Annotated in this window: 8 protein-coding genes and 1 pseudogene; 4 read left to right on the forward strand and 5 right to left on the reverse strand. The window is 67.3% G+C overall.

Going from position 1 to position 11,270, the window contains the following annotated elements; all coding sequences use genetic code 11:
• Positions 1 to 270 precede the first annotated feature (270 nt).
• Together A5708_RS16270 and A5708_RS16275 are read left to right on the forward strand one after the other, a co-directional pair.
• Positions 271 to 1,575: a sodium:proton exchanger gene (locus A5708_RS16270; protein WP_081292983.1), complete on the forward strand. Its 1,305-nt coding sequence runs from the start codon at positions 271 to 273 to the stop codon at positions 1,573 to 1,575.
• A gap of 64 nt (positions 1,576 to 1,639) precedes the next feature.
• Positions 1,640 to 2,476 (forward strand): SDR family oxidoreductase, encoded by an 837-nt coding sequence (locus A5708_RS16275; RefSeq protein ID WP_081292984.1) that lies wholly within the window; start codon positions 1,640 to 1,642, stop codon positions 2,474 to 2,476.
• Here A5708_RS16275 and A5708_RS16280 read toward each other — a convergent pair.
• Positions 2,473 to 4,242: a SulP family inorganic anion transporter gene (locus tag A5708_RS16280; RefSeq protein WP_231117933.1), complete on the reverse strand. Its 1,770-nt coding sequence runs from the start codon at positions 4,240 to 4,242 to the stop codon at positions 2,473 to 2,475. The two genes, A5708_RS16275 and A5708_RS16280, sit on opposite strands and share 4 nt — an antisense overlap.
• 24 nt (positions 4,243 to 4,266) lie before the next feature.
• Complete coding sequence (locus A5708_RS16285) at positions 4,267 to 5,358, reverse strand: sulfate ABC transporter substrate-binding protein (RefSeq protein ID WP_065029619.1); 1,092 nt, start codon at positions 5,356 to 5,358, stop codon at positions 4,267 to 4,269.
• 135 nt (positions 5,359 to 5,493) lie between these two features.
• On the opposite strand from A5708_RS16285, the gene A5708_RS16290 reads away from it, so the two are divergent.
• Positions 5,494 to 6,894 carry a DUF2252 domain-containing protein gene (locus tag A5708_RS16290; protein WP_065029620.1) on the forward strand — a complete coding sequence of 467 codons (1,401 nt, stop codon included), beginning with the start codon at positions 5,494 to 5,496 and terminating at the stop codon, positions 6,892 to 6,894.
• Positions 6,895 to 6,953: 59 nt separating this feature from the next.
• Here the strand turns inward: A5708_RS16290 and A5708_RS16295 are convergent, their stop codons facing one another.
• The 3 genes from A5708_RS16295 to A5708_RS16305 all read right to left on the reverse strand — a co-directional run bounded on the left by A5708_RS16295 (position 6,954) and on the right by A5708_RS16305 (position 11,052).
• A complete protein-coding gene (locus tag A5708_RS16295) occupies positions 6,954 to 8,543 on the reverse strand; it encodes a flavin-containing monooxygenase (protein ID WP_231117932.1) in 1,590 nt (529 codons plus the stop codon).
• Positions 8,540 to 10,339, reverse strand: a complete 1,800-nt coding sequence (locus tag A5708_RS16300; RefSeq protein ID WP_065029621.1) for a flavin-containing monooxygenase — start codon at positions 10,337 to 10,339, stop codon at positions 8,540 to 8,542. The genes A5708_RS16295 and A5708_RS16300 overlap by 4 nt, the downstream gene beginning before the upstream one ends.
• Before the next feature lie 83 nt (positions 10,340 to 10,422).
• Entirely contained in the window at positions 10,423 to 11,052 is a 630-nt protein-coding gene (locus A5708_RS16305) for a TetR/AcrR family transcriptional regulator (RefSeq protein ID WP_065029622.1), read from the reverse strand.
• Positions 11,053 to 11,180: 128 nt separating this feature from the next.
• On the opposite strand from A5708_RS16305, the pseudogene A5708_RS27590 reads away from it, so the two are divergent.
• Positions 11,181 to 11,270, forward strand: a pseudogene (locus tag A5708_RS27590) (TetR/AcrR family transcriptional regulator); the annotation flags it as partial.

Below are 11,270 nucleotides of genomic sequence, written 5' to 3' on the forward strand. Positions count from 1 at the left end.
GCCATGGGCCCCGACACCTAGCCCGCGCCGGCGGGAACCTCGGGCGTTCGCTGTGCGTCGTACCGGATGGCGGCGAGGTTTGCCAAATTTCCAAATCAGGGCAGCCTAACTTTTGCGTCCACAGTGCCCTGTGCAGCAAATACGGGCTCAAATGCACCGGCACCTTCGCGTCCCCGCTACGTTGCTGACTCTCGCCGCCGCGGGTACCTTGGGTAACCGGTTCACCACGGCACCCGAGCCGACGTAGCCGCCCGATCGCCAGTGCGAAGGATGACGATGCTCGCCACCGACAGGCCCGCAGCCACCGTCTTGACCTCGGCACCCTGGCGGCGCCGCACCCTGACCCGCTCCGGCTTGATCACCGGCGCATTCATCGTCCCGGCCGTGGTTGTCCGCATCGCGGGCCTGCACACCGGCGCGGTGCTCGCACTGCTGATCTTCGGGGCCGCCGTGGTGGCGGCCAGCTTTCTACTGGCGTGGGCGGCCGAAGCCGCGCAGATCGACGTCTCCGGCGGGCTGGCCACCGCGCTGCTCGCCCTGATCGCGGTGCTGCCCGAATACGCCGTCGACCTCTATTACGCCTACGTGTCCGGCCACAACGCGGATTACACGCAGTACGCCGCCGCCAACATGACCGGGTCCAACCGTTTGTTGATGGGCTTGGGCTGGCCCGTTGTGGTGCTGGTGAGCATCCTGGTGGCACGCAAGTCCGGCTCGGACAAGACCACCGGCTTGACGCTGGAGCCAGCAAACCGCGTCGAACTCGGATTCCTGCTGATCGCCGGCGTCCTCGCGTTCGTGATCCCGGCGAGCGGGCAGATTCACTTCGGGCTGGGGCTGGCGTTGCTGGCCTGGTTCGGGTTCTACCTCTACAAGATCAGCCACGGCGACGTCGAAGAGCCCGACCTGATCGGCACCGCGGCCGCCTTGGGTGAACTGCCCGACCGCCGGCGGCGTGTCGCCGTGGTCGGCCTGTTCCTGGTGTCGGGCGGGGTGATCCTGCTGTGCGCCAAGCCCTTTGCCGACAACCTGGTCGCCGCCGGCACCGAACTCGGCATCAACCGCTTCCTGCTGGTGCAGTGGCTGGCCCCGCTGGCCTCGGAGGCGCCCGAATTCATCATCGCGACCATCTTCGCCACTCGCGGCAAGGGCACGGCGGCCATCGCCACGCTGATCTCTTCCAAGGTCAACCAGTGGACGCTGCTGATCGGGTCGTTGCCCATCGCCCACCTGCTAGGTGGCGGCGGATTCTCCCTGCACCTCGACTCCCGGCAGGTGGAGGAGGTGCTGCTGACCGCGACCCAGACGATGATGGGGGTGGCGTTGATCCTGGCGCTGCGGTTCCACCGGGCCGCCGCGTGCACATTGCTCGGGCTGTTCGTGGTCCAGTTTCCGATCTTCTCGACACAGGGGCGGCTGCTGCTCTGCGGGGTCTACACCGTGGTGGCCGTCGTCGGGCTGATCATCAACCGCCGCCAGATTGTCGCTACCGTCAGGGCGCCGTTCTTCGGCACGGCCATCCGGCACAGCGGTCACCCGCACCACGAACCGGAGGGTCCCCCCCACCCGCAGTAGGCCTCCCGCGCGCCGATGACCGCCCCACGTCCGGGTTCCAGCACCCTGCGTATACGGTCCAGGTATGAATCGAGTGTCGGTGATCACAGGCGGCGCGGGCGGCATGGGCCTGGCCACGGCGAAGATCGTCGGCCGCGACCACTCCCTGGTGCTGTGTGACGTCCGGCAGGACCGGCTGGCGGCCGCGGCCACGACCCTGCAGGACCTGGGGATTGCCGCGACGGCCGTCGACTGCGACGTCACCGACCGGCGCGCCGTCGCAGAGCTGCTCGGCACCGCGGGCAGCCTCGGAACGGTCGTCTCCGTCATTCACACCGCCGGGGTCAGCCCGAGCATGGGTGCCGCCGACTACGTCATGCGGACCAACGCCGTCGGAACCGTCAATGTCAACGAGGAGTTCTTCGCGGTCGCCGGCGATGGCGCGGTGATCGTCAACGTGGCATCGATGGCGGCGCACATGCTGCCCGCCGAAATCGTTCCGGCAGAACATTTTCCGCAAGCCCTCAACGACACGGGCGCCTTCATGGACGCGATGCTGGCGGCGTGCAGCATCGCTCCCGAGGAGGCGCGCTCCGGCCTCGCCTACGCCTTGAGCAAAACTTTCGTGAAGTGGTACAGCCAGTCGCAGGCTGAGCGATTCAATGCCCGCGGATTGCGCATCGTCTCGGTGTCACCGGGGTCCGTCGACACCGAGATGGGCCGGCTCGAGGAGCAGGCCGGCGCGGGCGCGATGGTTGCCAACGCCGCCGTCCCGCGGTGGGGCAAGCCGGAAGAGATGGCCGAGCTGCTCGCCTTCTGCGCCAGCGAGAAGGCCGGATACCTCACCGGCACAGACATTCTCAACGACGGCGGCGTGATCGCCTCGATGACCGAACGCGCCAGGGTGTCCGCCGCCGGCTAGACCAGGTAGTAGAGCTCGGAGTGCGGGGCGAGTTCGGGCGCGCTGGTGAATGGCTCCTTGAGCTTGAGGTCGGCCAGCCTGTTGTGGGCGTAACGCACCGCCTTGAGGGTGGCCGAGAATTCCTCGTCCTCCTCGGGGAAGACCTGCTCGCCGGGGAACCAACTCTGGAAGCCGACGTTGTTCAGGACGCCGAGGGTGTCGGGGCGTACCCCGGCGAGCAGGACGGTGACGCCGCGCCCGCTCACCTCGCGCAGGAAATGCTCGATCCGCCCGATGCAGACCACATCCGGGTGGCGCACCCGTTTGAGCCGCAACACCACGAAGGCGATATGCCCCTCGGCGATGCGGCGGCTGATCCCGGTCAGGTATCGGTCCAATTCAGGTGCGGCGCCGAAGAACAACTCGCCCTCGAGGTCGTAGATGACAATGGAGGGATCCGCTGAGTCACCCGGGATGCGTTCGCGGACCACGCGTTCGGGGGTGACTACGAGCTCCTTGGACTTCAGCTTGGCCGCCCGCGGCACGAACAGCAGGATGGACAGGACCACCCCGAGCAGGACCGACTTGTCGAGGTCGACGGCGATGCCGGTGAAGGCGGTGACGATCACCAGCCCGGCGTCGTAGCGCGACGCCTTCAGGGTGTAGACCAGGCGCTTGAAGTCGACCAGGCGCGCGGCCGTGACGAGCAGCAGCCCGGCCAGCGCGGGCTGCGGAACGTAGCGCAGCAGCGGGGCGAACAGCAGCAGGGCCGCGGCAACCGTTGCGGCCGAGACGATTCCGGAGAACCGTGTCGCTGCGCCGGACTGGAAGTTGATTGCCGACCGCGACAGCGAGCCCGAGCCGGGCAGGCTCTGGAAGAAGCCGCCGGTCAGATTGGCCAGGCCTTCGGCCATGATCTGCCGGTTGTAGTCGATCTTCTGTTGTGTCTGGTAGGCAATGGCTTTGGCGATAGACAACGCCTCGATGATGCCGACGAAGGCGATGGCGAGTGCACCCGTCGACAGATGCGGCAGCCACTCCGTGTGCACCTCGGGCACATGCGGTCCGGGCAGGCTGCGCGGGATCTTGGCGGCCACCGACACCGCGGTGTGACCACTCGCGCCCGGGGTCGACCAGCCGGCGAGGTACGCGACGAGCGCGGTGATGACGAGCACCGCGAGCATGTCGACCTGCGGCCATCCGTAGCGCTGCACCAGCCTGCGCAGCACGACGGCCAGGATCACCGCCGCCGCACTCAATGTCAGTGCGCGGTAATTGATGTGGTCGCCGTGGGTCAGGGTGAGCCAGACGCGGCGCAGTACCTGCATGTGGCCGTTGCCCTTGTCGCGCACGCCCAGCGCGTTGCCCAGCTGTCCGATGGCGAGCAGAAACGCCGCGGCCGCCATGAAGCCGATGATGACCGACTCGGAAATGTAGCGGGTGAGGTTGCCGAGCTTGAACAGGCTGATCACGATCTGGAATGCGCCGACCAGCACGGCCAGCAGGAAGAGCGCCTCGAAGAGTTCCTTGGAGTTTTCCGAGTCGATGAAGGCCAGCGCCGTGAACACCAGCAGCGAGATGGCGCTGGTCGGCCCGTTGATCAGGTGTGAGGACGATCCGAAGACGGAGGCGACGACGGTCACGACGATCGCCGAGTAGACGCCGAATCTCGGGTCCACCCCGGCGATCAGGGCATAGGCCATCGCCTGGGGAAACGAAATGGCGGCGACGGTCAGGCCGGCGATCACATCGTGCCGGCCCTTCACCAGGTCGTAATTCACACGCACACGCACGTTTTCGACGTCTTTCCGCTAAGCGCCCGACGCCGCGCCGGGCGCCGAGATCGTGTCCAAGATTCCGTTGGTGCCGAAGAACTGTTCCCGGGCGTCGCTCCAGTCCTTGGCGATGGCGCTGATCGGGAACAACGTCAGCGGGCGCAGCCGGTCGGCGTGCTTGGCCAGGATCGCCGGCTTGAAGGGGCGATACCCGAATCGCGCCACCTGTTCCTGGGCGGCGTCGGTGAACAGGTAATCGAGGTAGGCCTTCGCGTGGGCCGCCGTCTGGGGATCGGTCACGTTCGCGTCGACCCACGCGACCGCCGGCTGGGCGAGGATGCTGACCGGCGGATAGACCAGCTCCAAGTCGTCCTTGTTGGCGGCTACCTCACGCAGCGCCTCGTTCTCCCATGTCAGCTGGACATCGCCGACCTTGGCCAGCGCGAAACTGTCTGCGGCGCCGCGGGCTCCCGCGTCGGAGACCGCGACGTGCTGCAGTAGCGACTTCACGTAGGCGGCCGCCTGTGCCGGGGTGCCGCCGCGGGTGGTGACCGAGCCCCAGGCCGCCAGGACACTCAGCTGACCGTTGCCGGACGTCCGTGGGTTCGGCGACACCACGGCCACGTCGGGGTTGATCAGGTCGGGCCAGTCGTGAATTCCCTTGGGATTGCCCTTGCGGACGACGAAGACGATGGTCGACGTGTAGGGCACCGAGGCGTTGGGCAACCGCTGCTGCCAGTTGCCGGCGATCAGGCCCCGCTTGCTGAGCGTGTCGATGTCACTGATCAGCGCCAGCGACACCACGCTGGCCTTCTGACTGCCGTCCAGCACGCTGCGGAGTTGGCGTCCCGAGCCGCCGTGAGATTCCTTGATGTTCAGCGTCGTTCCGTTGTGCGTGCGGTAATCCGCGACGAATTCCTGGTCCAGGGCGGCATACAACTCGCGCGTCGGATCGTAGGAGACGTTGAGGATCTCGTTCGAGCCACCCGTCGGGAGGTTTTTCAGCACGATGGCGGTCGTGGCGACGACGATGGCGAGGACGCCGAGGATGCTCAGCCACGGCAGGCGCGGCGACGGGCGGGCCGCATCCGGGGGCAGTAGCTTCACCACGCCAGCCACACCTCCCATAACCGATCATGATGATGTGCCAAACGGCCCCGTGTGGCACCGAACATTTTAAGAATGTTAACGATCGGGCCACCCCGCGACAGCCGTGAAAATCACTCTGACGTAAACCTCTGCCGCGGTGGCTATGCTGGTCAAATGCCGCAACGGGCGTTGCGTGACCGCCTGATCGACGTCGAGGTTCCGAGCGAGGATCTGGCACGCGGCCGGGCGCTGCGCAAGACCGCCCCACGGCGGTCCCTCGCTGCGCTGACACCGTCCACCCGAACAGCGACCGAGATCCTCGTCGCCCAAAACGCAGAGCGGCTGAGCGAACTCGTGCCGCTCCGGTTCGCGCGCATGCTCGCCGACCCGTTTTCCTTCTACCGAGGTTCGGCGGCGGTCATGGCCGCCGACCTCGCCGCAAGCCCGTCCAGCGGAATCGAAGTCATGTGCTGCGGTGATGCGCACGTTTCGAATTTCGGCCTGTACGCCGCTCCCCATCGCTCGATCGTCTTCGACCTGAACGACTTCGATGAGGCGGCGGTCGCACCCGCGGAGTGGGACGTGAAACGCCTGATCACCAGCGCGATCATCGGTGGCCGTCACGCCGGCTATCCGGGCAAGGCCATCCGCCGCTGTGTCGAAGAGGCGTTGGCGGGCTATCAAACCAGCCTCGAGGCGATGCTCGAGGAGATGGATGTTCTGGAGCGTTACTACCTACGAGTGGAACCCGAACACTACACCGGAGAGGTGTCCAAAGGCCTGCAGGCGGTGATCCAGAAGACGATCTCCCGCGCGCGCACGCGAACGTCAGAGCGAGTCTTCAAGCAAATCACGGAGATTGGCGCGGACGGAACGCCGCGGCTGCGTGAAGCGCCTCCAGTCCTGCAGCACATCGAGGAGGACATCGAAGGCCCCTTGATCGAGTCGATTCAGGAATATCTGGCCGCGGTCCCGGCCGACGTGGCGTTGTTGCTGTCGCACTTCCGCGTCACCGACGTCGCGCTGCGGGTCGTCGGCGTCGGCAGCGTCGGCACCCGGTGCTACCTGGTCATCCTGGTCGGCCCCAACGGAACACCACTGATCATGCAGATCAAGGAGGCTACTCGGTCGGTGCTCGACGAATACGGCGGTTGGCCGCAGCCGGACACCCTCACCGCGGCGGTCAACGCCAAGGGCCAGGGTGTGCGCGTAATCGACGGTCAACTGATCTTGCAGGCGATGTCGGACGTGTTCCTGGGAACGACCCGCAAGGACGGCCGCGACTACTACGTCCGCCAATTCCACGACATGAAGGGCAGCATCGACACCGAGGGCATGTCGGCCTCGATATTCTCCGAATACGTCCTTGCCTGTGCGGTGCTGCTGGCCCGCGCGCACGCGCAGAGCGCGAACGCGTCCATCCTGCGGGGATATGTCGGCACCAGTAGCGCCGTGCACGACGCGGTCGCCGATTGGTCGTATGCCTACGCCGACAAATCCCTTGACGACTTTCACCAGTTGCGCGCCGCGGCAGCGGCCGGTGATATCGAGGTCGCCGACGATCCCGCACGTTGACGGCCCGCCGAGGTATGGCTCCGCCACACGATTGAACGGTTGATCGAATGAGGCCCGACCTAGCTGCTGGCCAATTGGTTCGCGCTGTTATCGGTTTCGGTGTCGGGTAGCGTCGTCCGTCCGTTGGGCGCCCCGGTGTGGTGCGCCCACTCCCGTGCCCGCAGCCGCCAGGTGCGGCGCGCGTACTCCAGCTCGGTATAGGGCCACTGGGTGACGATCCGGCCGGTCGGCGATCGGAAGTAGCTGTCGCACTGCGTCCAGATGGTGCGCTCCAGGTCCGTGGAAAGCGCGTCGTTGTAACGCTTTTCGGCTTCCGGGCGCACGTCGAGGTATCCGCCGCGGCGCGCCAGCCTGCTTACCGCGCTGGCGACCAGCCGCGCCCCGGCCTCGAGGATGTAGACGATGGAGTTGCCGCCCTGATTGGTGTTGGGGCCGTAAAGCATGAAGAAGTTCGGGAATCCGCTGACCGCGACCCCAAGGTAGGCGCACGGGTCGTCGCCCCAGTGCTCGTGCAGCTTGCGCCCACCGGCGCCGACGACATCGATGCCGGACAAGTAGCGAGACGTCTCGAAGCCGGTGGCCAACACGATCGCGTCGACGTCGACGTGCGCACCCGACTCGGTGATCACCGAGGCCGGGCCGATGCGCGCGATGGGGTCGGTGACCAGCTCGACGTTGTCGCGCTGCAAGGCCCGGTAGTAGTCGTCGCCCAGCAGCACCCGCTTACAGCGGAACGGATAGTCCGGCGTCAGCGCGCGGCGCAACGGTTCGTCGTCGACGGTGCGGCCGAGGAACGACGCCGCGATCTGCGTGCGCGCCGTCACCACGGGGTCGTCGGCGAAGGTCGCGGTGTTGTCGTGCTGAAACTTCCAGATCTGCCAGCGGGTGCGGCGCACCGCCAGGGGCCTCCGCTTGAAGCGGGCCAATTCCGTTGCGCTGTAGGGGCGGTCGTCCTTGGGCACCATCCACGGCGGGGTGCGCTGGAAGACCGCGACACGTCCCGCGGTCTTCGCCAGCTCGGGCACCAGTTGTACCCCGCTGGCGCCGGTGCCGATCACCGCGACGGTCCGGCCGGCCAGATCGAGGTCGTGATCCCATGCGGCGGTGTGCAGCACCGGGCCGGCGAAGTCGCGCAGCCCGTCGATATCGGGGAGCTTGGCGGATCCGAACAGGCCGACCGCACACACGACGGCGTCGGCGGTCAGTGTGGCCGGCCGACCGCCGCGCTCCAGCTCGCAATGCCACGCAGCGGTATCCGGGTCCCATCGCACGCCGCGCACCATGGTGTCGAGGAGAAGATGGCGGCGCAGGTCGAAATCGTCGGCCACCGATTCCAGGTAGGCCAGTATTTCGGGCTGCCGCGCGTAGGTGCGGCTCCAGGATGTGTTGGGGGCGAAAGAAAACGAGTACAGGTGGCTCTGTATATCGCAGGCGGCGCCGGGATAGGTGTTGCGCCGCCAGGTGCCGCCGACGCCGTCGGCGCCCTCGACGATCACCAGGTCGTCGATGCCCGCGCGGCGCAGCGCGACGGCCGCGCCCAGCCCGCCGAATCCGGCGCCGATGATGGCCACCTTCGGCCCGCGCCGGCGCCGCGTCGCCGCCCGCAGCCGCCCAATGGCGTAAAGAGCCCGGGCTTTTCGGCTTGTCACGGCCCGTCCCCCGCGCGGCGGACCAGTAGGCCTTTCAGGTCGCCGTCGGCCCGCCACCGCTGCAGGATGTCGGCGTACTCGGTGGGTGCGCCGAAGAAGAAGCTGCCCTGTCGGGTCTTGGCGTCGGCCTTGCCTTCCCGGTTGTAATAGCCAGGCGTACACGTCTTGGCGCGCTCGGCGCTCGCGACCGAGCGGGCCACCACCGTGTCGACCCAGCCGGCTTCGGCGTCGGGCGCGGCCTCGATCTCGGTGATGCCCTCGGCGAGCGCGGTTGCGATGATCCAGGCGACGTGGCCGGCCTGCACGTCGAGCAGGTATGGGAAGTTCACCGTCAGGCCGGCCTGGGCGATGCTTTCGACGAAGCAGTTCGGGAATTTGGTCGTGCACAGGCCCTGGAAGGTGCGCACCCCGTCGGTCCAGTGTTCGGTCAGCGTCACGCCGTCGCGGCCGATCAACTCGAATCCGGTGCGGCGACAGTAATCGGTGCCCACCTCGAAACCCGTTGCGAAAATGAGGCAGTCGAGTTCGTAGGTCACGCCGTCGACCACCACGCCGGTTTCGGTGATCCGCTGCACCCCGCGGCCGCGGGTGTCGACCAGGGTCACGTTATTCCGGTTGAACGTCTGCAGGTACTCGTCGTGGAAGCAGGGACGTTTGCAGAAGTACCCGTACCACGGTTTGAGCGCCTCGGCCGTGGCGGGATCGGTGACGATCGCGGCGACGCGCGCCCGGATCTCGTCCATCTTGGCGAAGTCGGCCAGCTCGATGTCGCGGCCGCGCTGTTCGGGATCGGCCAGGCCGTCTCCGTCGTGACGCATGACCGGCAGCTTGCGGGTGATACTTGTCCAGGCATCGGCGACCAGGTCCTGGTCGGCTTGACCACCGGCGGTGAGGATCTGAAAATTCTGTATCCGCTCGCGCTGCCAGCCGGGTTGTAAAGCGTTGGCCCACTCCGGATCCGTGGCGCGGTTTGCCCGCACGTCCACCGAGGACGGCGTGCGTTGAAAGACGTAGAGCCGCTGGGCGGCAGCGGCGAGGTGCGGTACACATTGGATCGCCGTGGCGCCGGTGCCGATGATGCCGACGCGCTTGTCGGCCAGATGCTGCAGCTGCGCGCCGGTGTAGGCGTAGTCCCACCGGCTGGTGTGGAAGGCATGCCGGCGGAAGGTGCCGAGTCCGTCGATGCCCGGTAGCTTCGGTTTGGCCTGATACCCGTTGGCCATGGACATGAACCTGGCGCGCATCTCGTCGCCCCGGTCGGTGCGGATGATCCACCGCGATTTCGCTGAATCCCAACGGATTTCCCGCACATCGGTCTGCAGGCAGGCGTCGCGGTAGAGGTCGAAGTGCTCGGCGATCCGCCGGCAATGCGCGAAGATCTCCGGGCCCTTCGCATACTTTTCGGTGGGCGTGTAGCCCAGCTCCTCGAGCAGCGGCATGTACACATACGACTCGACGTCGCAAGCGATTCCGGGATAGCGGTTCCAATACCAGGTGCCGCCGACGTCGGCCGCCCGGTCGATCAGCCGCACGCTGTCGACGCCGAGCTGACGTAGCCGGGCCCCGGTCAACAGCCCGCCGAATCCGGCGCCGACGATGGCCACGTCCACCTCATCAGTGAGCGGCTCGCGGGCGTGGTCCCCGTTGGCCCACGGGTCGTCGGCGAACCGGGCGAACGCGCCGGCCATCTCCACGTACTGGCCGATGCCGTCCGCGCGGATGCGGCGCGCGCGTTCTTCGGCGTACTTGCGTCGCAGCGCGTCGACGTCAAGCTCCTGGCCAACGGTCTCGGTCACGGCGTCGGGTTCCTCTCCGTGGCCTCGACCTTATAATCAATCGCTTGATCATATCAAGGGCGCGGCGGCGCAGAAGGGCGCTGCTATGCCCGCGAAGCAGGGGCAAACAGGGTGCCCCTGACCAGTTGCCTGGCCGACGCCAGCGCCGCGTGATAGTCCTCGGGCGCGAGCGTGGCCGCCAACTCGGTCAGGCCGTAGATCAGCGCGTAGACCGCCTCGGCGACGCCGCTCCGGTGGGCACTGCCGGCGAGCCCGCCCTCGCGGAATGCGTCTTCGACGATGCCGTCGATGATTTCGCGGAACGCCTGAAACCCGCCCGCCCCCGCGGCATCGGCGGTGATCGCGTTCTCCGCCCGGATCACCCACTCGAACGCCGCGAGGTCGGGATACTCGCGCATCAGCCGGCCCGACTCGTCGAGGACCGCTTCGAGTCGCGCGATCGCGTCGTCCGGCTGGGCGGCCGCCCGGCGCAGTCGCGGCACCGCGATATCGGTCCGTGCGGCCACCGCGGCCTTCATCAGTTCGGACTTGTTCGGGAAGTAGTTGTAGAGGCTTGCGCTGGTGACGTTGGCGGTGCGGGCGATCTCACGAATCGTGGCGCGCGCGTAACCGACCGTGGCCACGCACCGCATGGTGGCGGCGACGATCCGCGCCCGGGTCTGCTCGGCATCGGCGCCCACCGGCCGGCCCAATTGCGGCCCGGTGACGGTCATCCCGCGCCCGGGGTTGGTTGGTCACGCACCGCGCACCTCCGCGCCATCACCAAATTGATCGGCCGATTATATTCGATCTGTCGGAACCATCGGCCGACGGACAGGATGCGACCAGTGCAGGCAGCGCCGTGACGCGGGCGCCACGCGGGCGTCCGGTCGGTGCCAGCGGCGAGGAGACTCGCCGGCGGATCGTCGCCGCCACCATGCGGTGCGTGGCC

The sequence above is a fragment of the Mycobacterium colombiense genome (genome assembly GCF_001672755.1).
GTDB classification, from domain to species: Bacteria; Actinomycetota; Actinomycetes; order Mycobacteriales; family Mycobacteriaceae; genus Mycobacterium; species Mycobacterium colombiense_C.

Excerpts from the sequence above, each read along its gene's own strand:
- A5708_RS16270 (WP_081292983.1), top strand. The coding sequence starts at position 271 with ATGACGATGCTCGCCACCGACAGGCCCGCAGCCACCGTCTTGACCTCG.
- A5708_RS16275 (WP_081292984.1), top strand. The coding sequence starts at position 1,640 with ATGAATCGAGTGTCGGTGATCACAGGCGGCGCGGGCGGCATGGGCCTG.
- A5708_RS16290 (WP_065029620.1), top strand. The coding sequence starts at position 5,494 with ATGCCGCAACGGGCGTTGCGTGACCGCCTGATCGACGTCGAGGTTCCG.
- A5708_RS16305 (WP_065029622.1), bottom strand. The coding sequence starts at position 11,052 with ATGACCGTCACCGGGCCGCAATTGGGCCGGCCGGTGGGCGCCGATGCC.
- A5708_RS16285 (WP_065029619.1), bottom strand. The coding sequence starts at position 5,358 with ATGGGAGGTGTGGCTGGCGTGGTGAAGCTACTGCCCCCGGATGCGGCC.